This is a genomic window from Enterobacter sp. PP-008-ECC_S150 (assembly GCF_045257065.1).
Lineage (GTDB): Bacteria > Pseudomonadota > Gammaproteobacteria > Enterobacterales > Enterobacteriaceae > Enterobacter > Enterobacter chengduensis.
On sequence record NZ_JBJHHG010000007.1, the window covers coordinates 53,636 to 74,840 of the forward strand.

A 21,205-nucleotide genomic window follows, 5' to 3' on the forward strand; every position below is an offset into this window, starting at 1 on the left:
ACCTCGCTTACATCGGCGATAAATTAAGGAAGAAGCGCTGCAGCCAACCCATATTTTGCGCTTCATTGATATAGCCGTTACCGACGTACTCAATGCGCGCATCCGCCACCTGGGTGGACGGAACGGTGTTGCTGCCGCTGATGGTGCGAGGGTTAACCACGCCCGAGAAGCGAATGAATTCAGTGCCCTGGTTGATGGCGATCTGTTTTTCACCCACAACGTGCAGGTTGCCGTTAACCAGTACCTGGTCAACCGTGACCGTCAGCGTGCCGCTGAAGGTATTGCTGGCGTTCGCACCGCCTTTCCCGTTAAAGGTATTGCCGCCGGACGCGTTCATATCAGCACGCGCGTTGCCGAACAGCCCTTCGAGATAGCGTGGCACGGTATCGAAGCCAAAATTGGTTTTGCCATCGCGGCTGGCGTTCGCCGACGAGCTCTTGCTCGCGCTGACGTTTTCCTGCAGCACAATGGTCAATGTATCGCCGACGTTACGCGGGCGGCGATCTTCAAACAGCGGCTGATAGCCGTAATTAATCGGCTGCGCGGTCTGGAAAATGGAGCCGTTTACCACTGGCGCGGGGCCGGGAACGGGTTGGGCAGTCGTCGCACCCTGGACCAATGGTTTAGACGGGATCAAAGCACACCCGCTGAGGGTGACGGCCAGAACAGTCAGTATCGGATAACGAAACGCCGCGTTTTTTTGCATTGCCTTCATCTTCGAAAACAGGGAGCCGGCGCGGCGTTGACCGCACCGGGCTACACCTTAGAGTTGCGTCAGTTTCTGCAGCATCTGGTCGGTCGTCGACACTGCTTTACTGTTAATTTCATACGCGCGCTGGACCTGGATCATATTCACCAGCTCTTCAGCCACGTTTACGTTGGACGTTTCAACATAACCCTGGTACAGCAAACCCGCGCCGTTCAGGCCCGGGGTGCTCTCATTCGGCGTACCGGAGGATTGCGTTTCGGTGTAGAGGTTCTCACCAATGCTTTCCAGACCGGTATCGTTCATGAAGGTCGTCAGGTTGAGCTGCCCCACCTGAACCGGCGCCGCCTGCCCCTGCTGGGTGACGCTCACCACGCCGTCACGTCCAATGGTGATGCTCAGGGCGTTCGCCGGGATGGTGATCGCCGGCTGCACCTGGAAACCGCCCGCCGTCACCAGCTGGCCGTTCTGATCGACCTGGAACGAGCCGTCGCGGGTATAGGCTGAGGTTCCGTCAGGCAGCTGCACCTGGAAGAAGCCCTGGCCTTTGATTGCCACGTCTTTGCTGTTGTTGGTCTGTGACAGGTTGCCCTGGCTGTGCAGACGCTCGGTCGCCACCGGACGCACGCCGGTACCGATCTGCAGGCCGGAAGGCAGCGTCGTCTGTTCAGAAGACTGCGCGCCCGGCTGGCGGATGGTTTGATAAAGCAAATCTTCGAAAACGGCACGCTGACGCTTGAAACCATTGGTGCTCACGTTTGCCAGGTTGTTGGCAATCACGTCCATATTGGTTTGCTGGGCGTCCAGGCCAGTTTTCGCGATCCATAAAGAACTGATCATAAGGAGTCCTGTTAACTCATAGACAGAAGTTGGTTAGCCTTGCCCGCGTTTTCATCCACGCTGCTGATGATCTTCATCTGCATTTCGAAACGGCGGGCGCTGGCGATCATGTCGGTCATGGCTTCGACCGGCTTGACGTTACTGCCTTCCAGAACGCCGGACATCACGCGGATGCTCGGATCGGCCTGTAACGTGGCGCCCCGCGTCGCCTGCGCTGCCTGGGTCAGACGGAACATGCCGTCGTCGCCGCGCTGCACGTCTTTGGCTTCCGCTTTAACCAGCTTCAGACGGCCGACGGGCGCAACGGTGTTGGCCGGGTCGCCCGGGTTCAGCGCCGAAATGGTGCCGTCCGCGGCGATAGTCAGCTCAGAGCCTTCCGGCACGGTCAGCGGGCCTGCCTCGCCCATCACCGGATGACCCTGAATCGTCAGCTGGCCCGTCGCGCTCACCTGGATATTCCCGTTACGGGTATAGCCTTCACTGCCGTCCGCCGTTTGCACCGCCAGCCAGCCGTCCTGCTGCAGGGCAACGTCCAGCGGGCGTGAGGTATAGTCCATCTGCCCAGGCGTCATATCTGCGCCCGGGGTCGATGCCGTCACCAGCGTGCGGGTCGGCAGGGAAAGCCCTTCCACCGGCACCGCGCGCAGCGCATTAAGCTGAGCGCGAAAGCCCGGCGTCGAGGCGTTTGCCAGGTTGCTGGCGGTAACGGCCTGCTGGTTGAGCGTCTGGCTTGCCGCGCCCATCGCGGTATATATTGCGTGATCCATTGCGCCTTCCCGTTAGCCGCTTAACGCAGGTTAACCAGCGTGTTGAGGATCTGGTCCTGGGTTTTGATGGTCTGCGCGTTCGACTGATAGTTACGCTGCGCGACAATCATGTTCACCAGTTCTTTACTCAGGTCCACGTTGGAGGCTTCCAGCGCGCCGTTGGTCAGCGTACCGAAGTTGCCGCTTCCCGCCGTGCCCAGCAGCGCCACGCCGGAGGACTGGGTCGCCGACCAGACGTTATCGCCTTCCGATTTCAGGCCTTCGTTGTTGGCAAAGTTTGCCAGCACGATCTGCCCCAGCACCTGAGTCTGCTCGTTGGAGTAGTTCCCGACTACGGTGCCGTCATCGTTGATCTGGTAGCTCACCAGGTCGCCAGGCTTGAAGCCGTTCTGGCTGGTCGCCACGATATTGTTCGCACCGGTGTTCTGCTGCATGGAGTTAGCAAAACTCATGGCGAAGGTCGCAGGGGTCGCACCCGGAATGGTTCCGGTCGTGATGTTGATGCTTCCACCGCCGGTCAACGTGCCGTTATTGTCGAAGGTCAGGGTGGTAGCCGGCGCCGCCGGGCTGCCTGCCACGCTGCCGTCCTGGGCATAGACTTTCCAGGAGTTGGCCGGGGCCGCATCTTTAACGTAAAACAGGTTCATGTTGTGCGCATTACCCTGGCTGTCAAAGACGGTGACGGTGCCTTTTTTGTTGTAGGTGTCCGGGTTGGTCGGATCAAAGGCGGTCGTCGGTGCGGTATCGGTGGAGTTGAGGTTAATCTGCTGGGAAGCCGTGGTGGTGGACTTCGCCGCCATCAGCGTGGTCGGAATGTTGATCGCCTGCGGGTTTGCACCGGTCTGAACCGTTGACGGCGTCCCGGCCACCGGATAACCGGTTAATTGCATTCCCTGCATGTTCACCAGGTTACGGTTCTCATCCAGCTTGAACTGGCCGTTACGGCTGTAGAACACCGAGCCGTTTGCATCGACCATACGGAAGAAACCGTTCTGGCTGATGGCAACGTCCAGACCGCGACCGGTATTGGTGGTGGTGCCGTCGGTAAAGTCCTGAGTGATGCCCGCAACCTTCACGCCCAGGCCCACTTTGGAACCGGCAAACATGTCTGCAAAGGAAGCAGAACCGGATTTAAAACCATAGGTCGCGGAGTTGGCGATGTTGTTGCCAATGACGTCCAGGTTGGTGGCTGCAGCATTCAGGCCGCTGACCGCTTGAGAAAAGGCCATGACTTACTCCTGATAAGTGTTAAGGCTTAGATAATCTGCCGAACTTCGTCGAGTGTGGTGGAACCCGAGGTTCCCAAATCCAGTTTGCTGCCGTCGCTTCCTTTAATCACGCCCTGTACCAGCGCGAACTGCAGCGGCTGCGCGACCAGCTGGGTCGTCCCGTTGCTGGCGCTGATGGCCACCTTGTAGGAACCGTTTGGTGCTTTCGTGCCGTCGGTCAGGCTGCCATCCCAGGTAAAGGTATGAACGCCCGCCTTCAGCTCGCCGATGTCGATGGTGCGGACCACGGCGCCGGTCGAGTCGGTGATCGTCGCGGTCACTTTGTCAGCGGCCTGCTGCAGTTCAACGCCAAACGGCGTGGTGGTCGTGGTGGTGTTGCCTTCGGTGGTGCTGGTGCCCGCCAGAATCGTGGTGCCCGGGATCATCACCCCGTGGCCAATCAGGCTGGCGGCCTGCAGAGACTGGGCGCTGTTGATCTGGCCGGAGACGGAACCCAGGGTGGTGTTCAGTTTCTCAATGCCGCTGACGGTACTGATCTGCGCAAGCTGCGTGGTCAGTTCGTTGTTCTGCATCGGGTTGGTGGGATCCTGGTTCTTCAGCTGCGCCACCAGCAGCGTCAGAAAGCTGCCCTGCAGATCGGCGGCATTACTCCCGGTCAGGGAGTTAGACCCTGTCGAACTCTTCGTGTTATTAACACCCGTGTTCGTGGGATCGTTCATATTGACGGCAATGGACATGCGTGTCTCCTTTACTGGCCGAGAGTGAGTGTTTTGAGCATCATGCTCTTCACGGTATTAAGCACTTCGACGTTGGCCTGGTAGCTGCGGGATGCCGACATGGAGTTCACCATCTCCCCCACCACATCTACGTTCGGCATTTTCACGTATCCGCTGGCATCCGCGAGCGGGTTACCCGGCTCATACACCAGCCTGTCCGGCGCCTGGCTCTCAACCACATCAGAGACCTTCACGCCGCCCGTCGCCGCGCCTGGCGCCGCGTCGACCTGAAAGACAACCTGTTTGGCACGATAGGGCTGACCGTCGGGTCCGGTTACGCTGTCGGCGTTCGCCAGGTTACTGGCCGCCACGTTCAGACGCTTGGACTGGGCGGTTAACGCCGAACCGGCAATATCAAAAATATTCAACAAGGCCATCTATCAGTTCCCCCCCTGCAGGACGTTCATCATGCCTTTGATTTGTCCGCCGAGTACGGTCAGGCCCGTCTGGTATTTCAGGCTGTTATCGGCAAACTGCGTACGCTCCCGGTCCATATCCACGGTGTTACCGTCGAGTGAGGGCTGATCGGGAATGCGGTAAAGTAAATCGGTCGCTGGCGCGGTCATCGCCTGAGCAGGAATATGGCGAGAAGACGTCATGGCAAGTGCAACACCCGTTCCTTCGGCACGTCCACGCTCCATCACCTTTTTGAGTTCACTGGAAAAATCAATATCGCGCGCCTGAAACCCCGGGGTATCGGCGTTAGCGATGTTGGCGGCTAAAATCTCCTGCCGCTGGGCGCGTAAATTGAGCGCTTCCTGCTGAAAACGTAACGCGGCGTCGAGTTTATCGAGCATGTCTCCTCCGCTGATGGCAAAATTTCAGTTCACAGCTTAAATCTCACCCGGTCTCCCCTATCGACGGAATAAGCGCAAAATGCGTCGCTATTTATTCCGTTGATGCAAAACCGCTGCAGGTAGAATTCATTCAACTCTGGAAACGGTGGAACTTGCGATGCAAACGTTAAAACGTGGCCTGGTGGCAACTTTCTTGCTGTTTAGCCCGCTGGTGCAGGCTGAAGGCTTGCAGGATCGGCTGACGGCTTTTTTTGCGGAAAAGCTGGCGGGCTTTAGCGATGAGGTTAACGTTACCGTGCGCACGCCGCCGAATCTGTACCCGACCTGCGACCAGCCGTCATTCAGCGTGACGGGGACCACCCGGCTGTGGGGGAATGTGAACGTGCTGGCACGCTGCGCCGGTGAAAAACGCTATTTACAGGTTGCCGTTCAGGCGACGGGCAATTATGTTGTTGCCGCCGTGCCGATTGCGCGCGGCAGCGTGCTGCAGCCGAGCAGCGTGATGCTGAAGCGCGGCCGCCTGGATCAGCTCCCGCCCCGCACCATGCTGGAAATGAACCAGGCCCAGGACGCCGTGAGCCTGCGCGATGTTGCACCCGGCCAGCCGATACAGCTCTCCATGCTGCGTCAGGCATGGCGGGTAAAAGCGGGTCAACAGGTGATGGTGGTGGCCAACGGAGATGGCTTTAGCATCAACAGTGAAGGGAAAGCGTTAAACAATGCCGCGGTGGCGCAAAACGCCCGCGTCAGAATGTCCTCAGGCCAGGTGGTGAGCGGAACCGTCGATCCCGATGGGAATATTCTGATTAACCTATAATCTTTTTAAAGATTTTGCGGCGCGTGCCGATAAATATTCCACTAATGATGATGTCAGGCGCAAACGCCGCGAACCCTCGATGAGGACAACACTATGAGCATTGATCGTACATCAGCCCTGAAGCCGGTAAGCGCTGTACAGCCTCGCGAAACGAATGACGCTCCTGCGCAGAAAACGCGTCTGGAAAAACCGTCAACGTCCAACAGCACCAGCGTAACCCTGAGCGACGCACAGGCAAAACTGATGCAGCCAGGCACCAACGATATCAATATGGAACGTGTTGAAGCGCTGAAAACGGCTATTCGTAACGGTGAGCTGAAAATGGATACCAGCAAGATTGCTGATGCCCTGATTCAGGAAGCTCAGAGTTTCTTACAGAGTAACTAACCGTATGAGTCGACTGTCAGAAATACTGGACCAAATGACGGTTGTCCTGAACGACCTGAAAACGGTAATGGACGCTGAGCAGCAGCATCTCTCTTCCGGTCACATCAACGGCAGCGCGCTGCAGCGCATTACTGAAGACAAAAGTTCGCTCCTGGCAACGCTGGATTATCTTGAGCAACAGCGTCGCGCTGAGCAAGATGCAAAGCGCAGCGCCAATGACGATATTGTTGAGCGCTGGCAGACCATTACCGAAAAAACCCAGCACCTGCGCGACCTTAACCAGCACAACGGCTGGCTGCTGGAAGGTCAGATTGAGCGTAATCAGCAGGCGCTTGAGGTGTTGAAGCCGCATAAAGAAACCGGACTCTACGGAGCGGACGGTCAGACAGCGACGGCGCGTATTGCGGGAGTTAAAAAGATTTCGATTTGAAGCCTGGGCGACAAATCATGCAGTGGGGAGCACCATCAGGTGAACTCCCCTTTTGGCGTTTATGCGGTACGGCGGGCAAACTCTTTCACTTTGAAGCCCAGCACCGCGAGCGTAGCAAAGTACGCCACCACCCCGACGCCCACCACGGCCATCAGCCGCATCAGACGGAAGGGCATGGTGCCCTGAGACCACTCCGGCATGACATACATAATGCCGAGCAATGCCGCAGACATCACCAGTACCGCAATAATCAAACGCACCAGGAAGCTTGCCCAGCCCGGCTGCGGCGTGAAGATATCCTGCTTGCGCAGCTGCCAGTACAGCAGTCCGGCATTCAGACAGGCCGCCAGACCAATCGATAGCGACAGGCCGGCATGCTTCAGCGGGCCGATAAACGCCAGGTTCATCAGCTGCGTCATAATCAGCGTCACGATGGCAATTTTTACCGGCGTTTTGATGTCCTGACGGGAATAGAACCCCGGCGCCAGCACTTTTACCACAATAAGCCCCATCAGTCCGACCGAGTAGGCAATCAGCGCGCGCTGGGTCATTGCCGCATCGAAAGCGGTGAATTTGCCGTACTGGAAAAGCGATACCGTCAGCGGTTTGGCCAGAATACCCAGCGCCACCGCGCTGGGCAGCGCCAGCAGGAAGCAAAGACGTAAACCCCAGTCCATCAGGCGGCAATATTCATCGTGGTTGCCGCTGGCAAAGCTTTTCGACAGCGACGGCAGCAGAATAGTCCCCAGCGCCACGCCCAGCACCCCGGACGGAAACTCCATCAGACGGTCGGCGTAGTACATCCACGATACCGAGCCGGATACCAGGAAAGAGGCAAAGATGGTGTTGATGATCAGCGAGATCTGGCTGACGGAGACGCCGAGAATGGCGGGCCCCATCTGCTTAATCACGCGCATCGCGCCGGCATCTTTGAGATTGATGCGCGGCAGCACCAGCATGCCAATTTTTTTCAGGTGCGGCAGCTGGTACGCCAATTGCAGCACGCCGCCGACGGTGACCGCCCAGGCCAGCGCCAGCACGGGCGGTTTGAAGTGCGGCGCGGCGAACAGGGCAAAACCGATCATGCTGACGTTAAGAAACGTCGGCGCAAACGCCGGCACCGAGAAGCGGTTCCAGGTATTGAGGATGGCCCCCACCAGCGAGGCCAGCGAGATGAGCAAAATATAGGGAAAAGTAATGCGCAGCAGCTGCGAGGTCAGCGCAAATTTATCAGCCGTATCGGCAAAGCCAGGCGCGGTCACCATAATCACCCACGGCGCGGCCAGCATCCCGACGACGGTCACCACCGCCAGCGCCAGCGTCAGCAGGCCGGAGACATAAGAGACGAAGACGCGCGTGGCGTCCTCACCCTGCTTGCTTTTATATTCCGCCAGGATTGGGACGAATGCCTGAGAGAATGCCCCTTCTGCAAAAATACGACGCAGCAGGTTCGGCAGTTTGAACGCGACGAAGAAGGCGTCCGTGGCCATCCCTGCACCAAATACCCTTGCCACAATGGCATCGCGCGCAAAACCGAGCACGCGGGAAAACATGGTCATCGAGCTGACGGCCGCCAGCGATTTTAATAAGTTCATTAACGTGAATTTCCAGAACCATACGGATGTATAGGCCGGGTAAGCGCAAGCGCCACCCGGCAAAGCCAACAAGCGGCGCTTAGTCTAACCGGATTTCAACGAATTACTATCCGCAGATGTTACAGCGGGTTATTCGCTCATGGCCTCGCGCCAGAGCCTTTCCACAATGCGCTGGGCCAGAATGGCCTGTTCGCCAGACGTTTCAGGAACCGTCTGATTTTGCACGCAGGTGATAAAGTGGCGGGCGCATCCTGCGAAACCGCGCTGCTCGAGGGTGCTCTGCCAGCCCGGCGCCGGGAGCGTCACCACGCCGTTCCCCTTCTCTTCCCGCCACTCGCGCATGTCGGTAATGTCGTACAGCGCGCCGTCGGTCACCGCCTGCACGGATTCACGCTGACTCCCCGCGCGACGGTGCATGCTGGTGGTAATCTGAAGGTGCTCAACGGCAAAGTGATGTTCCGCATAGACCATCTGCCCCTGGTCGTTCGTCACCAGGGTACCGCTTTTCAGCAGCGCTTCGCCGTTGCCCAGCCACAGCGCCGTATCCACAACGTGCAGATAGTCATCCAGCAGCGTAAAGCGCAGATCGTTTGGCCCAATGCTGTCGGTGCGGTGCTTATCCATCCTAAGCGAAGCGAGCGTGCCCGACTGCGCCTTCAGCTGCTGATAAAGCGGCGCGAAGCGGCGGTTGAAGCCCACCATCAGCGTCAGTTTTTTGCGCGCTGCCAGCTCAATCAGCCGTTCCGCATCCAGGACATTTTCCGCCAGCGGTTTATCCACGCAGACGTGAACGCCCGCGTTGAGCAATTCGCTCACCACCTGGTAGTGGGTGGCCGTTGAGGTGTGCACAAAGACCGCATCACACTCGCGGGCCAGATCCTGAAGCGATGCCGCATACGGCATGCGCCAGGTGTCGCAGATCCGTTCTGCCTTTTCTCGGGTGGGGGACCATGCCCCTTGCAGGGTCCAGTCCGTCGCGGCACCTAAAACAGGCAGCCAGGCTTTTTGCGCGATGCCCCCCAGACCCACCACGCCTATGCGTAACTTTTTCACGGTTAGTCTCCCAGATGTGCCAACAGGGCATCCAGACGCTGCTTCAGCCCGGCAACCTCTTCTTCCAGCGCCTCTACGCGCGCGGCAAGCGTTTCGTTGCCTGCTGGAGATCCCGCGTCATCCTCCGCGCTAGCGACATCGACGTCGCCGCTGAAAAGATGCATATAGCGGCTTTCGCGCTTGCCCGGCTCGCGCGCCAGACGCGCCACGTAGGGGCCGTCTTCACGCCCGGCGAGCCCTTCCAGGGTCTGCTCGACTTCCTGCATATCGCTGAACTCGTGCATACGCGACGCGCGCGTGCGCAGTTCGCCCGGGGTCTGCGCCCCGCGCAGCAGCAGGGTGGTGATGACCGCCACTTCCGCACTGCTGAGCTTAAGGTCGCCAAATTCGGAGTTACAAAAGCGCTGCTCGTATTTGGTTACGCGGTTGCCGAAGCCGCTGACGGTGCGCAGATAGTGGCGTTTTACCAGTGCATCCAGCACGTCCTGAACGTCATGCTCGCTGAGGTTCATCACCGGCTCGCGGTTGGTTTTCTGGTTGCAGGCCAGGGTGACGGCGTTGACGGAGAGCGGATACTGCTCCGGCGTAGTGACCTGTTTTTCGAGCAAGCACCCAATCACGCGCGCTTCTGTAGCGTTTAGCTGATACTTCATCTTTTCTCCTTAACGACCTGCGGTCCAGTCCCGGGTGGTTAACGCCGTCAGAACGTGGTCGCGCCACTCTCCGTCTATCAGCAGATAGTCTTTGGCGTAACCCTCTTTCTCAAACCCTAAACGCGCCAGCAAATTGCCGCTGCGCTGGTTATGCGGCATATAGTTCGCCATAATGCGATGGATGTGCTGCGTGCGTTGCATATAGCGGATCGCCACCGTCAGCGCCTCGAACATCAGCCCCTGCCCCTGCCATTTTTGGCCGATGGAGTAGCCAAGGTAGCAGGCGTGAAACGACCCCCGCACCACGTTTGAAAAATTGGCGATCCCGATAATCTCTTTCTCTTCTGGATCCAGCAGCGCAAAATAAAACGCGCTGCCCTGCTTGTGAAATTCCGCGATCATGCTGAGCCGCGCCTGCCAGCCGGAAGGGTAACAATGGCTCTCGTCCCGAACGGGTTCCCAGGGTTTTAAAAACTGGCGATTCTCGGCGTAATAATCCGCCAGACGCCAGGCATCACGCTCGTGCACCAGACGAACGACCAGCCTGTCCGTTGTCAGACGCACTTTTGGCACATTACTGCGATAGCCAAACATCGATACCACTCCTTCCCGTCACTTCTGCTCACCCATTAGCTTTACTATACCTGCGCCTGCGCCGTCTGTGAAAACAGTGACATACCATTTTGCCCTCTTTTCGCCATTTTCGATGAGAACTCTCTATCAAAGCACCCTTTTGATAAAAAAATATTGTCACCTCCAGGGGTGGGAAAACGCGCGGCGACACCGCAGAATGTTAGCGTGCTCACCTTCTTATTTTCCCTGGAGGGAAAATGTCCCGCGTATCACAGGCCAGGAGCCTGGGTAAATATTTCCTGCTCGTCGATAACATGCTGGTCGTGCTCGGCTTTTTTGTCGTTTTTCCGCTCATCTCGATCCGCTTTGTCGATCAAATGGGCTGGGCGGCACTCATGGTTGGCATTGCCCTCGGGTTACGCCAGTTTGTCCAGCAGGGTCTGGGCGTCTTTGGCGGGGCCATTGCTGACCGCTTTGGCGCTAAGCCGATGATCGTCACCGGTATGCTGCTGCGCGCGGCAGGGTTTGCCACAATGGCGGTCGCCCAGGAGCCCTGGCTGCTCTGGTTCTCCTGTTTCCTCTCCGGTATCGGGGGTACGCTGTTCGATCCGCCACGCACCGCGCTGGTGGTGAAGCTGATTCGCCCGCAGCATCGTGGTCGTTTCTTCTCGATTCTCATGATGCAGGACAGCGCCGGGGCGGTTGTCGGCGCCCTGCTGGGAAGCTGGCTGCTGCAGTATGACTTCCGTCTGGTCTGCGCCGCTGGCGCGGTGCTCTTTATCCTCTGCGCGCTGTTCAACGGCCTCTATCTTCCGGCCTGGAAACTGTCGACGGTGAAAGCGCCGGTGCGCGAGGGGCTTGGACGCGTTATGCGTGACAAGCGCTTTGTCACCTACGTGTTGACCCTGACCGGCTATTACATGCTGGCCGTGCAGGTCATGCTGATGCTGCCAATCATGGTTAACGACATCGCGGGCACGCCTGCTGCCGTTAAGTGGATGTACGCTATCGAAGCCTGTCTGTCACTGACCCTGCTTTACCCTATTGCCCGCTGGAGCGAGCGGCGTTTTCGCCTGGAACATCGCCTGATGGCCGGCCTGTTTCTGATGACGCTGAGCATGATGCCGATCGGCCTGGTGAACTCTCTCCAGCAGCTGTTTACGCTGATTTGCACGTTCTATATTGGGTCGATCATCGCCGAGCCTGCCCGTGAAACGCTGAGCGCCTCCCTTGCGGATGCGCGTGCCCGCGGCAGCTATATGGGCTTCAGCCGACTGGGGCTGGCGCTGGGTGGCGCCTTAGGCTACGCCGGCGGCGGCTGGCTGTTTGATGCCGGCAAAGCGCTGAACCAGCCCGAGCTGCCGTGGATGATGCTCGGCGCGGTGGGCTTTATGACGCTGCTGGCCCTCTGGTGGCAGTTCAGCCAGAAGCGCAGCGCGAGCGGGATGCTCGAGCCGGGCGCGTAGCCTTTCCCTCGGGCGGGAACCTTCCCCGCCCCACTTCTCAGTTTTTTCTGCTGGTTTCTGCTATTTCACACTGACATACTGGCGCAACAGGACAGAAGCGCCGATTTTTCGTTGAGGAACACTATGAAGAAAATTGTCTTAGCCGCGGCATTAGTCGTCAGCGGCCTGCTGGTTGGCTGTAACCAGCTCACGCAATATACCGTCAGTGAACAGGAAATTAATCAGGCGCTGGAAAAGCATAACAATTTTTCTAAAGACATTGGCGTGCCGGGGCTGGCGGACGCGCATATCGTGCTAACGAATCTGACCAGCCAGATCGGACGTGAAGAGCCAAACAAAGTCACCCTGGCCGGCGATGCGGCTCTCGATATGTCATCTCTCTTTGGCAATCAGAAGGCCAACATCAAGCTCAAGCTGAAGGCACTCCCGGTGTTCAACAAAGAGAAAGGGGCCATTTTCCTGCAGGAGATGGAAGTCGTCGATGCGCAGGTTTCGCCGGACAAGATGGCGCCGGTTCTGCAAACTCTGATGCCCTATCTGAACCAGTCGCTGCGTAATTACTTTAACCAACAGCCCGCGTACGTCTTAAGTGAAGATAAAAGCAAGGGTGAAGCTCTGGCGAAAAAATATGCAAAAGGGATAGAGGTGAAGCCGGGAGAAATTATCATTCCTTTCACCGATTAACCTGAGGGGCGCTGCGGCGCCTTTTTTTTTCCGGAAAAGTGTGCAAACGAAAACGTTTCCGCTTATGATTTGTGTCCGGCAAAAACAGCCATCCTTATGACTGATTCCTGACAAGCCGGAGCTTCCATGACTGTACAACCCCAGGTTTTAAAAATCCGCCGCCCAGACGACTGGCATATCCATCTGCGCGATGGCGATATGCTGAAAACCGTCGTGCCTTATACCAGCGAAATTTATGGCCGCGCGATTGTCATGCCTAACCTGGTGCCACCAGTCACCACCGTCGATGCCGCAATCGCCTATCGCCAGCGCATCCTGGATGCCGTGCCTGCGGGGCACGATTTCACCCCGCTGATGACCTGCTATCTGACCGACTCGCTGGATCCGAACGAAGTGGAGCGCGGATTTAACGAAGGCGTATTTACGGCAGCGAAACTCTACCCGGCGAACGCCACCACCAACTCCAGCCACGGCGTCACCAGCATTGATGCCATCATGCCGGTGCTGGAACGCATGCAAAAACTGGGCATGCCGCTGCTGGTTCATGGTGAAGTCACCCATGCCGAGATTGACATCTTCGACCGCGAAGCCCGCTTTATCGAGACCATGATGGAGCCGCTGCGCCAGCGCCTGCCCGCGCTGAAGGTGGTCTTTGAACATATCACTACCAAAGATGCGGCAGAGTACGTGCGTGACGGTAACGATCTTATCGCCGCCACCATTACGCCGCAGCACCTGATGTTTAACCGTAACCATATGCTGGTAGGCGGGGTGCGCCCTCATCTGTACTGTCTGCCCATCCTTAAGCGCAACATCCACCAGCAGGCGCTGCGCGAGCTGGTGGCCAGCGGGTTCTCCCGCGCGTTCCTCGGCACCGATTCCGCGCCTCACGCCCGCCACCGTAAAGAGGCGAGCTGCGGATGCGCAGGCTGCTTCAACGCCCCAACGGCCCTTGCCAGCTACGCGACCGTATTTGAAGAGATGAACGCGCTGGACCATTTCGAAGCGTTCTGCTCCCTTAACGGCCCGCGCTTCTACGGCCTGCCGGTCAACGACACCTTCATCGAACTTGAGCGCAAAGCGAGCCACGTTGAGGAGTTTATTGCGCTGACGGATGATACGCTGATCCCGTTCCTGGCGGGCGAAACCGTTAACTGGACGGTAAAACGTTAAAAAATCAATGCCCCTTGTTGTCAAACCGACAATATGCCTGTATAAATAAACAGTATATTACACAGGGGGCATTTATGCGTATTGAAGTCACCATTGCCAAAACTACCGTTCTGCCTGCCGGCGCGCTTGATGCGCTGGCCAGCGAATTATCCCGTCGTATTAACAACACCTTTCCCGACAACGCGGGTGCCGTCACGGTGCGCTACGCCGCGGCAAACAACCTCTCCGTCATGGGTGCTGCGAAAGAAGATAAAGATCGCATCAGCGAAATCCTGCAGGAAACATGGGAAAGCGCAGACGACTGGTTTATCACAGATTAACACTGCTCCCTCATTGTGTTTTTTTGCCGGGTCGCCCCGGCTTTTTTTTGCCTAAAAATACGGTAAGTTCAAATTAATTCGGTATCTTCTTTAAGAATCGTGAACAAGATGGTGTTTTATTGTTCGAACAATCCTAAAAAGCAGAAAAATGTGTTGCCACCTGTTTATTTTTCCCGTCGGAACCCTTATTACTTGGTATACTGAAGATGCTTTCAGAAAAACATGCATTGAACCTCAAAGCCGTTGTCTTCTAACACGCATTAAGGGGGTTATAATGGAAAAGAATAGTGAAGTGATCCAGACCCATCCACTTGTCGGCTGGGATATCAGTACCGTAGATAGCTACGATGCGCTGATGCTGCGTTTGCACTACCAGACCCCAAATCAACTTAACCGTGACGAAGCGGAAGTTGGACAGACGCTGTGGCTAACAACAGACGTCGCCCGTCAGTTTATTTCTATTTTAGAGGCAGGTATTGCAAAAATAGAATCTGGCGACTATCAGGAAAATGAGTATAAACGGCACTAAGCTTATGCCCACTTTTCTCTCTACAGGCACCCTCGCGGTGCCTTATTTATTTCTCCCTTGTCTAAGCCCGCGTTGTTAATTACTCTGCTAACAAAACGTCAGTTTAAGAGATGCATATGAGATACGACTTAATCATTATTGGTAGCGGCTCCGTGGGCTCTGCCGCCGGTTATTACGCGACGCAGGCAGGGCTGAAGGTCCTGATGATCGATGCCCATCTTCCTCCTCATTCGGAGGGTAGCCACCATGGCGATACTCGCCTCATGCGCCATGCGTACGGAGAAGGCGAGCGCTACGTACCGCTGGTGCTTCGCGCCCAGACGCTGTGGGATGAGCTGGCGAAGCAGACCGAAGAGCGCATTTTCGAGCGTACCGGCGTCGTCAACCTGGGTCCTGCCCATTCTGAATTTCTCGCCAGCGTCGAGCGCAGCGCGAAGGCCTTTAATCTGGACATGGAGAAGCTGGACGCAACGGGTATTACCGCGCGCTGGCCTGAAATTACCGTCCCGGACGATTACATTGGCCTCTTTGAAGCCCACTCCGGCGTGCTGCATTGTGAAACGGCGATCAAGACCTGGATCGATCTTGCCGCGAAGGCCGGCTGTGGACAGCTGTTTAACTGTCCGGTGGAGGCCATCACCCATGACGAGAACGGCGTCACGGTCACGACGATTGACGGCGACTATTCCGCAGACCGCCTGCTGGTCAGCGCGGGAACCTGGGTTACCCACCTGCTGCCGGACCTGCCGATCCAGCCGGTGCGCAAGGTCTTCTCCTGGTTCCAGTCAGACGGTCGCTACAGCGCGCAGAATAAATTCCCGGCCTTCACCGGCGAATTGCCGAATGGCGACCAGTTCTACGGTTTCCCTTCCGAGAAGGACGCGCTGAAAATCGGTAAACACAACGGGGGCCAGGCGATCTCCTCCCCTGAAGAGCGCAAACCCTTCGGCGCCTTCCCACAGGATGGGTCAGAAGCCTTCACGTTCCTGCGCACGATCCTTCCGGGCGTCGGTGGCCTGCTTTATGGCGCAGCCTGTACCTACGACAACACGCCGGACGAGGACTTTATCATTGATACGCTGCCGGGGCATGACAACACGCTGATCATCACCGGGCTGAGCGGTCACGGCTTTAAGTTTGCTTCCGTGCTCGGTGAAATCGCCGCGCAGTTTGCCCAGGGCATTACGCCGCAGTTTGATCTGACGCCGTTCTCCCTCTCGCGTTTTAACGGATAATCCGCCGCGGGCTCCGGACGTGCCGGGGCCCGTTTCATTCACACGGCACTACGGGGCGTTATGCGCAGGATCGTTAACTTTCTGATGAACAATATTCGCGAGCATTTTATGCTCTATATCTTGCTGTGGGCGCTGCTGGCCATTATTGATTTTGTTTACATTGTATTTTACTGAAAAGCCGGATTGACAATAATTGACGTTAATTTATATTAGTTGAAACTCTTAATTTCATCTTGCCCGACCTCACTGAATTACATTAGCCGATCCTTTTCAAAATCGCTGATATAAATAAAATAACAGTCCATATACCGTTTTTTCAGTTGCAATATATCGCCGCCCCGTTCATTTTTAACTTTCTGTTAATCTGAAAATGGACATTCTAATGCAGTTGCGTAACGCCCCCCAACGCTACGGAATAATATCCATAGGTTTGCACTGGATATTTGCTCTTGCCGTCTACGGTATGTTTGGACTTGGACTCTGGATGGTCACGCTCAGCTATTATGATGGCTGGTATCATCAGGCACCGGAGTTACATAAAAGCATTGGCGTCCTTCTGATGCTGGGGCTGGTTTTCCGCGTCATCTGGCGGCATATTTCCCCGCCGCCCGCCGCGCCGAAGACCCACAGCAAACTGACCCGCGTCAGTGCAGTCGCCGCGCATATTGCTCTTTACGCGCTGCTGTTTGCCATCCTGATTAGTGGTTATCTCATTTCGACGGCTGACGGTAAGCCGATCAGCGTCTTTGGACTTTTTGACGTCCCGGCCACGCTCAGCGATGCGGGCGCTCAGGCGGATACGGCTGGGGTCGTTCACCTCTGGCTTGCGTGGAGCGTCGTCATTCTGTCCGTACTGCACGGGCTTGCCGCCCTTAAACACCATTTTATTGATAAAGACGATACGCTAAAGCGCATGCTTGGCCGCTCGTCAGCTGACTCTGGAGCATAAAATGAAAAAACACCTGCTGGGTATCGCACTGGGTTCTCTGTTATTTACCGCCGGTTCCGCCGTGGCGGCAGATTATAAAATTGATAAAGAGGGCCAGCACGCTTTCGTCAATTTCCGTATTCAGCACCTGGGATATAGCTGGCTGTACGGCACCTTTAAGGATTTTGACGGCACGTTCACCTTTGACGATAAAAATCCCGCGGCCGATAAGGTCAATGTGACCATTAATACGAACAGCGTCGACACGAACCATGCAGAGCGCGATAAACACCTGCGCAGTGGGGAATTCCTGAATGTCGCGAAATTCCCGCAGGCGACCTTCACCTCCACGGAGGTGAAAAAAGAGGGCGATAAGCTGAATATTACCGGCAACCTGACGCTTAACGGCGTAACAAAACCTGTCACGCTTGATGCTAAATTACTGGGTCAGGGTGACGATCCGTGGGGCGGTAAACGCGCAGGATTTGAAGCGGCGGGTAAAATTCACCTGAAAGATTTTAATATCACAACGGATTTAGGCCCGGCATCTCAGGACGTTGAGCTGATTATTTCCGTTGAAGGTGTGCAGCAGAAATCATAATAGATTCGCCCGGCAGGCTTTCGCCTTGCCGGGCGTGATTATCATTCCGGGTCAGGGATACCCAGTTTGGTATTCAGACGGCCGCGTGATTTATTAAAAATCTTGTTGCCATTTTCACGCCCTGCCCGACGGCGACGCTGCTCTTCTTCCGGCAGGACGCTCTCTTCGCTGCACAGCTCGCTGCAGCAGCCGTTAAACTTCTCGGCACAGGCCGGACACTGAATGAACAGCAGATGACACCCGTCGTTCTTGCAGTTGGTATGGGTATCGCACGGCGCGCCGCACTGATGGCACTGGGCAATCACATCCTCTGAGATTCGCTCGCCCATACGCTCGTCAAAAACAAAGTTTTTCCCGATAAAGCGTACAGGTAACCCCTGCTCGCGGGCGCGGCGGGCATACTCGATAATGCCGCCTTCAATGTGCCAGACCTTATTAAAGCCGTTGTGCTTCATCCACGCGCTGGCTTTCTCACACCGGATACCGCCGGTGCAGTACATAACGATCTTTTTATCTTTATGTTCCTGCATCATCTCAACCGCTTTCGGCAGCTGTTCGCGGAAGGTATCGGCGGGGATTTCCATCGCGTTCTCGAAATGCCCCACTTCGTACTCGTAGTGGTTACGCATATCGATGAACACGGCATCCGGATCGTCCAGCATCGCATTGACTTCCGCGGCCTTCAGGTATTCACCGACATCCGCCGGGTTAAACTCAGGATCGTCGATACCGTCCGCCACGATGCGCTCACGCACCTTCATGCGCAGCACCCAGAAGGATTTCCCGTCATCATCCAGGGCAATGTTCAGGCGCAAGCCGTTAAGGGCCGGGTCAAACTGATAAAGCACGTCACGGAAGGCGCTGACCTTGCTTTCCGGTACGCTAATCTGCGCGTTGATGCCTTCACGGGCAAGGTAGACGCGGCCGAAGACGTTCAGCGCGGTGAACGCCTGATAAAGCGCATCGCGGGTCGCCTGCGGATCGTCGATGGTGAAGTACTTGTAGAACGAGATGGTCGTGCGCGGTTCGGTTTCAGCCAGCATACGCGCTCTTAACATCTCATTCGATACGCGGTTATGTAACACTGGCATGGTGTACAGTCCTGGATCGTTAGAGAAAATGAAAAAATCGGTCGGCATCATATAGCAAACAAAACCAATTTACATCCACACAATTTACGCTACATTTCACACTCCCTGATTAATCAGGCTTAACAATTGCTGTATTCGTGCACGCTTCGACAGCAGATATTTTGGCTACGTCTCAAAAAATGAGACACTAGCAAAACAGGACGTTTATACACAGGAAAGACATGACCCAGTTACCAAAATTTACTGTCGCCCTTTTGCATCCCCGCTATTGGTTGACCTGGCTTGGCATCGGCTTTTTATGGCTACTGGTACAGCTTCCCTACCCTGTTATTTTCCGGTTGGGTAAATCTCTGGGCCGTTTCGCGCAACTGTTTATGAAGCGCCGCGCCGCAATCGCGTACCGCAACCTTGAGCTGTGTTTTCCGCAGATGAGCGAATCAGAACGTCACGATATGGTCACGAAGAATTTCGAATCCGTCGGAATGGGGCTCATGGAAACCGGTATGGCGTGGTTCTGGCCGGACAAACGCATGGCTCGCTGGAGCGAGGTAACAGGAACCGGTATGGATCCGGTGCACACGCTTCAGGCCAACCAGACGGGCGTTCTGCTGATCGGCGTCCATTTTCTGACGCTGGAAATCGGGGCGCGCATGTTCGGCATGCAGGCGCCCGGCATTGGCGTTTATCGCCCTAACGATAACCCGGTCATCGATCTCATCCAGACCAACGGCCGCATGCGCTCCAACAAAAGCATGATCGACCGGAAGGATCTGAAGGGGATGATCCGCGCGCTGAAATCCGGTGAAGTGGTCTGGTATGCTCCCGACCACGATTATGGCCCACAGGCCAGCGTATTTGTTCCCTTCTTCGCCGTTGAAGAGGCCGCCACCACAACCGGAACCTGGATGCTGGCGCGCATGTCAAAAGCGGCCATCGTGCCATTTGTTCCCCGCCGTAAGCCGGATGGGTCAGGCTACGAGCTGATGATGCTGGAGCCGGAGCTCGCGCCGCCGCTCGACGATGCGGAAACCACCGCGCGCTGGATGAACAGCGTCGTGGAGAAGTGCATCATGCTCGCGCCGGAGCAGTATATGTGGCTGCACCGTCGCTTTAAAACGCGACCACAGGGCACGCCGTCCCGCTATTGATCCTCATGCGGCCCCGTCCGGGCCGCATTCCATTTTAGCTTTAAAAGCTCACCCGCATTGCGGCAATCATAACCCAGGCGCATAATTAGCAGGCTTATTACCTTATGCTTCAGGTGCTCTGCACCTCATTATGCGGATAGTTATGTCACCCTCAGATGCCCCCATAAACTGGAAGCGTAACCTCACGGTTGCGTGGCTTGGCTGTTTTCTTACCGGCGCGGCGTTTAGCCTGATCATGCCCTTCCTGCCGCTCTACGTCGAACAGCTGGGCGTGACGGGCCACGGCGCGCTCAATATGTGGTCTGGCCTGGTCTTCAGCATCACGTTTCTCTTTTCCGCGATGGCCTCGCCGTTCTGGGGTGGCCTGGCCGATCGCAAGGGTCGAAAAATCATGCTGCTGCGTTCGGCTCTGGGGATGGCCATCATCATGGCGCTGATGGGCGTGGCGCAAAACGTCTGGCAGTTTCTGATCCTGCGCGCGCTGCTGGGCTTGCTGGGGGGATTTATTCCCAACGCGAATGCCCTGATTGCCACGCAGATACCCCGCCATAAAAGCGGCTGGGCGCTGGGCACGCTCTCCACCGGCGGCGTGAGCGGCGCTCTGCTGGGGCCGCTTGCCGGTGGATTGCTGGCGGATAACTACGGCCTGCGTCCGGTCTTTTTCATCACCGCCAGCGTGCTATTCCTGTGCTTTATCGTCACCCTGCTCTGTATTCGTGAAAAATTCACGCCCGTCGCCAAAAAAGAGATGCTCCACGCCAGGGAGGTGCTGACCTCGCTTAAGCATCCCAGACTGGTGCTCAGCCTGTTCGTGACGACCCTGATTATTCAGGTGGCGACCGGTTCGATTGCCCCGATTCTGACGCTGTACGTGCGGGATCTGGCGGGTAACGTGAGCAGTATTGCATTCATCAGCGGGATGATTGCGTCCGTGCCCGGCGTGGCGGCGCTGCTGAGCGCCCCGAGGCTGGGCAAGCTGGGGGATCGCGTCGGTCCGGAAAAAATACTGATCTGCGCGCTGGTGATTTCCGTCCTGCTGCTTATCCCGATGTCAATGGTGCAATCGCCCTGGCAATTGGGCGTCCTGCGCTTTTTGCTCGGTGCCGCCGACGGCGCGTTACTGCCCGCCGTACAGACCCTGCTGGTCTATAACTCCACGAACCAGATCGCCGGGCGTATTTTCAGCTATAACCAGTCATTCCGCGATATCGGTAACGTCACCGGACCGCTGCTCGGTGCCGGGATCTCCGCCAGCTTTGGTTTTCGCGCCGTTTTTATCGTGACGGCCGGCGTGGTGCTGTTCAACGCGATTTATTCATGGTTCAGTCTATCCCGCGCGCTACGGCCCGCGACAGAATAAGGTGAAAGCCTGACGGCTTATTTTCGCTTTCATACTTGCAGAATCTG

The 21,205-nt window shown here is 56.6% G+C and carries 26 protein-coding genes; 14 read left to right on the forward strand and 12 right to left on the reverse strand.

From position 1 onward, the window contains the following. Nucleotides 1–7 precede the first annotated feature (7 nt). From flgH to flgB, 7 genes are read right to left on the reverse strand one after another with little or no spacing between them, the layout of a single operon-like run. Nucleotides 8–706 carry a flagellar basal body L-ring protein FlgH gene (gene flgH, locus ACJBF3_RS09650; RefSeq protein WP_045326956.1) on the reverse strand — a complete coding sequence of 233 codons (699 nt, stop codon included), beginning with the start codon at nt 704–706 and terminating at the stop codon, nt 8–10. Between the two features lie 57 nt (nt 707–763). Further along, nucleotides 764–1,546: a flagellar basal-body rod protein FlgG gene (gene flgG / locus ACJBF3_RS09655; protein WP_008500810.1), complete on the reverse strand. Its 783-nt coding sequence runs from the start codon at nt 1,544–1,546 to the stop codon at nt 764–766. 11 nt (nt 1,547–1,557) lie between these two features. Further along, nucleotides 1,558–2,313: a flagellar basal body rod protein FlgF gene (locus tag ACJBF3_RS09660; RefSeq protein WP_045326955.1), complete on the reverse strand. Its 756-nt coding sequence runs from the start codon at nt 2,311–2,313 to the stop codon at nt 1,558–1,560. A 20-nt stretch (nt 2,314–2,333) separates the two neighbouring features. Further along, nucleotides 2,334–3,542 (reverse strand): flagellar hook protein FlgE, encoded by a 1,209-nt coding sequence (gene flgE / locus ACJBF3_RS09665; protein ID WP_045326954.1) that lies wholly within the window; start codon nt 3,540–3,542, stop codon nt 2,334–2,336. Between the two features lie 26 nt (nt 3,543–3,568). After that, complete coding sequence (gene flgD, locus ACJBF3_RS09670; protein WP_045326953.1) at nt 3,569–4,279, reverse strand: flagellar hook assembly protein FlgD; 711 nt, start codon at nt 4,277–4,279, stop codon at nt 3,569–3,571. Nucleotides 4,280–4,290: 11 nt separating this feature from the next. Next, entirely contained in the window at nt 4,291–4,695 is a 405-nt protein-coding gene (gene flgC / locus ACJBF3_RS09675; RefSeq protein WP_008500814.1) for a flagellar basal body rod protein FlgC, read from the reverse strand. Between the two features lie 3 nt (nt 4,696–4,698). Continuing rightward, complete coding sequence (flgB, locus tag ACJBF3_RS09680) at nt 4,699–5,115, reverse strand: flagellar basal body rod protein FlgB (RefSeq protein ID WP_023311135.1); 417 nt, start codon at nt 5,113–5,115, stop codon at nt 4,699–4,701. A 157-nt stretch (nt 5,116–5,272) separates the two neighbouring features. On the opposite strand from flgB, the gene flgA reads away from it, so the two are divergent. The 3 genes from flgA (at nt 5,273) to flgN (ending at nt 6,749) form a co-directional block, all read left to right on the forward strand. Next, on the forward strand, nt 5,273–5,932 hold the full coding sequence (gene flgA, locus ACJBF3_RS09685; protein WP_045326952.1) for a flagellar basal body P-ring formation chaperone FlgA: 660 nt from the start codon (nt 5,273–5,275) through the stop codon (nt 5,930–5,932). A 93-nt stretch (nt 5,933–6,025) separates the two neighbouring features. Further along, nucleotides 6,026–6,319: a flagellar biosynthesis anti-sigma factor FlgM gene (flgM, locus tag ACJBF3_RS09690; protein WP_032639635.1), complete on the forward strand. Its 294-nt coding sequence runs from the start codon at nt 6,026–6,028 to the stop codon at nt 6,317–6,319. Nucleotides 6,320–6,323: 4 nt separating this feature from the next. Beyond that, nucleotides 6,324–6,749: a flagella biosynthesis chaperone FlgN gene (gene flgN, locus ACJBF3_RS09695; RefSeq protein WP_045326951.1), complete on the forward strand. Its 426-nt coding sequence runs from the start codon at nt 6,324–6,326 to the stop codon at nt 6,747–6,749. Nucleotides 6,750–6,808: 59 nt separating this feature from the next. Here flgN and murJ read toward each other — a convergent pair whose 3' ends face one another. The 4 genes from murJ to rimJ all read right to left on the reverse strand — a co-directional run bounded on the left by murJ (nt 6,809) and on the right by rimJ (nt 10,644). Further along, complete coding sequence (murJ, locus tag ACJBF3_RS09700; protein WP_406544980.1) at nt 6,809–8,344, reverse strand: murein biosynthesis integral membrane protein MurJ; 1,536 nt, start codon at nt 8,342–8,344, stop codon at nt 6,809–6,811. A 129-nt stretch (nt 8,345–8,473) separates the two neighbouring features. Further along, nucleotides 8,474–9,397 (reverse strand): Gfo/Idh/MocA family protein, encoded by a 924-nt coding sequence (locus ACJBF3_RS09705; protein WP_045326949.1) that lies wholly within the window; start codon nt 9,395–9,397, stop codon nt 8,474–8,476. Nucleotides 9,398–9,399: 2 nt separating this feature from the next. After that, nucleotides 9,400–10,050, reverse strand: coding sequence for a YceH family protein (locus ACJBF3_RS09710; protein ID WP_045326948.1), 651 nt, complete (start codon nt 10,048–10,050; stop codon nt 9,400–9,402). A gap of 9 nt (nt 10,051–10,059) precedes the next feature. Then, nucleotides 10,060–10,644 (reverse strand): ribosomal protein S5-alanine N-acetyltransferase, encoded by a 585-nt coding sequence (rimJ, locus tag ACJBF3_RS09715; protein WP_045326947.1) that lies wholly within the window; start codon nt 10,642–10,644, stop codon nt 10,060–10,062. A gap of 236 nt (nt 10,645–10,880) precedes the next feature. Between rimJ and mdtH the strand changes: the two genes are divergently transcribed. The 9 genes from mdtH (at nt 10,881) to ACJBF3_RS09760 (ending at nt 17,559) form a co-directional block, all read left to right on the forward strand. Beyond that, a complete protein-coding gene (mdtH, locus tag ACJBF3_RS09720; protein ID WP_045326946.1) occupies nt 10,881–12,089 on the forward strand; it encodes a multidrug efflux MFS transporter MdtH in 1,209 nt (402 codons plus the stop codon). A gap of 123 nt (nt 12,090–12,212) precedes the next feature. Beyond that, nucleotides 12,213–12,773: a lipoprotein gene (locus tag ACJBF3_RS09725; protein WP_032639620.1), complete on the forward strand. Its 561-nt coding sequence runs from the start codon at nt 12,213–12,215 to the stop codon at nt 12,771–12,773. A gap of 126 nt (nt 12,774–12,899) precedes the next feature. Next, a complete protein-coding gene (pyrC, locus tag ACJBF3_RS09730) occupies nt 12,900–13,946 on the forward strand; it encodes a dihydroorotase (protein WP_045326945.1) in 1,047 nt (348 codons plus the stop codon). Nucleotides 13,947–14,020: 74 nt separating this feature from the next. Beyond that, entirely contained in the window at nt 14,021–14,266 is a 246-nt protein-coding gene (gene dinI, locus ACJBF3_RS09735) for a DNA damage-inducible protein I (RefSeq protein ID WP_045326944.1), read from the forward strand. A 274-nt stretch (nt 14,267–14,540) separates the two neighbouring features. After that, a complete protein-coding gene (bssS, locus tag ACJBF3_RS09740) occupies nt 14,541–14,795 on the forward strand; it encodes a biofilm formation regulator BssS (protein WP_003858012.1) in 255 nt (84 codons plus the stop codon). Between the two features lie 116 nt (nt 14,796–14,911). Continuing rightward, nucleotides 14,912–16,030, forward strand: coding sequence for an N-methyl-L-tryptophan oxidase (gene solA, locus ACJBF3_RS09745; RefSeq protein ID WP_045326943.1), 1,119 nt, complete (start codon nt 14,912–14,914; stop codon nt 16,028–16,030). A 60-nt stretch (nt 16,031–16,090) separates the two neighbouring features. Further along, nucleotides 16,091–16,204: a YceO family protein gene (locus ACJBF3_RS09750; RefSeq protein WP_032639612.1), complete on the forward strand. Its 114-nt coding sequence runs from the start codon at nt 16,091–16,093 to the stop codon at nt 16,202–16,204. A gap of 208 nt (nt 16,205–16,412) precedes the next feature. Further along, nucleotides 16,413–16,979: a cytochrome b gene (locus ACJBF3_RS09755; RefSeq protein ID WP_045326942.1), complete on the forward strand. Its 567-nt coding sequence runs from the start codon at nt 16,413–16,415 to the stop codon at nt 16,977–16,979. A gap of 1 nt (nt 16,980) precedes the next feature. Then, complete coding sequence (locus ACJBF3_RS09760; RefSeq protein ID WP_045326941.1) at nt 16,981–17,559, forward strand: YceI family protein; 579 nt, start codon at nt 16,981–16,983, stop codon at nt 17,557–17,559. 41 nt (nt 17,560–17,600) lie between these two features. Here ACJBF3_RS09760 and ACJBF3_RS09765 read toward each other — a convergent pair whose 3' ends face one another. Further along, entirely contained in the window at nt 17,601–18,650 is a 1,050-nt protein-coding gene (locus ACJBF3_RS09765) for a rhodanese-related sulfurtransferase (RefSeq protein WP_045327124.1), read from the reverse strand. Between the two features lie 221 nt (nt 18,651–18,871). Between ACJBF3_RS09765 and ACJBF3_RS09770 the strand changes: the two genes are divergently transcribed. Both ACJBF3_RS09770 and mdtG read left to right on the forward strand, forming a co-directional pair. Then, complete coding sequence (locus tag ACJBF3_RS09770) at nt 18,872–19,798, forward strand: Kdo(2)-lipid IV(A) acyltransferase (protein ID WP_045326940.1); 927 nt, start codon at nt 18,872–18,874, stop codon at nt 19,796–19,798. Between the two features lie 142 nt (nt 19,799–19,940). Beyond that, nucleotides 19,941–21,158, forward strand: a complete 1,218-nt coding sequence (gene mdtG / locus ACJBF3_RS09775; RefSeq protein WP_045326939.1) for a multidrug efflux MFS transporter MdtG — start codon at nt 19,941–19,943, stop codon at nt 21,156–21,158. Nucleotides 21,159–21,205 lie beyond the last annotated feature (47 nt).

Coding starts and splice junctions, on each gene's coding strand:
- flgH (WP_045326956.1), bottom strand. CDS start 706: ATGCAAAAAAACGCGGCGTTTCGTTATCCGATACTGACTGTTCTGGCC.
- flgG (WP_008500810.1), bottom strand. CDS start 1,546: ATGATCAGTTCTTTATGGATCGCGAAAACTGGCCTGGACGCCCAGCAA.
- ACJBF3_RS09660 (WP_045326955.1), bottom strand. CDS start 2,313: ATGGATCACGCAATATATACCGCGATGGGCGCGGCAAGCCAGACGCTC.
- flgE (WP_045326954.1), bottom strand. CDS start 3,542: ATGGCCTTTTCTCAAGCGGTCAGCGGCCTGAATGCTGCAGCCACCAAC.
- flgD (WP_045326953.1), bottom strand. CDS start 4,279: ATGTCCATTGCCGTCAATATGAACGATCCCACGAACACGGGTGTTAAT.
- flgC (WP_008500814.1), bottom strand. CDS start 4,695: ATGGCCTTGTTGAATATTTTTGATATTGCCGGTTCGGCGTTAACCGCC.
- flgB (WP_023311135.1), bottom strand. CDS start 5,115: ATGCTCGATAAACTCGACGCCGCGTTACGTTTTCAGCAGGAAGCGCTC.
- flgA (WP_045326952.1), top strand. CDS start 5,273: ATGCAAACGTTAAAACGTGGCCTGGTGGCAACTTTCTTGCTGTTTAGC.
- flgM (WP_032639635.1), top strand. CDS start 6,026: ATGAGCATTGATCGTACATCAGCCCTGAAGCCGGTAAGCGCTGTACAG.
- flgN (WP_045326951.1), top strand. CDS start 6,324: ATGAGTCGACTGTCAGAAATACTGGACCAAATGACGGTTGTCCTGAAC.
- murJ (WP_406544980.1), bottom strand. CDS start 8,344: ATGAACTTATTAAAATCGCTGGCGGCCGTCAGCTCGATGACCATGTTT.
- ACJBF3_RS09710 (WP_045326948.1), bottom strand. CDS start 10,050: ATGAAGTATCAGCTAAACGCTACAGAAGCGCGCGTGATTGGGTGCTTG.
- rimJ (WP_045326947.1), bottom strand. CDS start 10,644: ATGTTTGGCTATCGCAGTAATGTGCCAAAAGTGCGTCTGACAACGGAC.
- mdtH (WP_045326946.1), top strand. CDS start 10,881: ATGTCCCGCGTATCACAGGCCAGGAGCCTGGGTAAATATTTCCTGCTC.
- ACJBF3_RS09725 (WP_032639620.1), top strand. CDS start 12,213: ATGAAGAAAATTGTCTTAGCCGCGGCATTAGTCGTCAGCGGCCTGCTG.
- pyrC (WP_045326945.1), top strand. CDS start 12,900: ATGACTGTACAACCCCAGGTTTTAAAAATCCGCCGCCCAGACGACTGG.
- dinI (WP_045326944.1), top strand. CDS start 14,021: ATGCGTATTGAAGTCACCATTGCCAAAACTACCGTTCTGCCTGCCGGC.
- bssS (WP_003858012.1), top strand. CDS start 14,541: ATGGAAAAGAATAGTGAAGTGATCCAGACCCATCCACTTGTCGGCTGG.
- solA (WP_045326943.1), top strand. CDS start 14,912: ATGAGATACGACTTAATCATTATTGGTAGCGGCTCCGTGGGCTCTGCC.
- ACJBF3_RS09750 (WP_032639612.1), top strand. CDS start 16,091: ATGCGCAGGATCGTTAACTTTCTGATGAACAATATTCGCGAGCATTTT.
- ACJBF3_RS09755 (WP_045326942.1), top strand. CDS start 16,413: ATGCAGTTGCGTAACGCCCCCCAACGCTACGGAATAATATCCATAGGT.
- ACJBF3_RS09760 (WP_045326941.1), top strand. CDS start 16,981: ATGAAAAAACACCTGCTGGGTATCGCACTGGGTTCTCTGTTATTTACC.
- ACJBF3_RS09765 (WP_045327124.1), bottom strand. CDS start 18,650: ATGCCAGTGTTACATAACCGCGTATCGAATGAGATGTTAAGAGCGCGT.
- ACJBF3_RS09770 (WP_045326940.1), top strand. CDS start 18,872: ATGACCCAGTTACCAAAATTTACTGTCGCCCTTTTGCATCCCCGCTAT.
- mdtG (WP_045326939.1), top strand. CDS start 19,941: ATGTCACCCTCAGATGCCCCCATAAACTGGAAGCGTAACCTCACGGTT.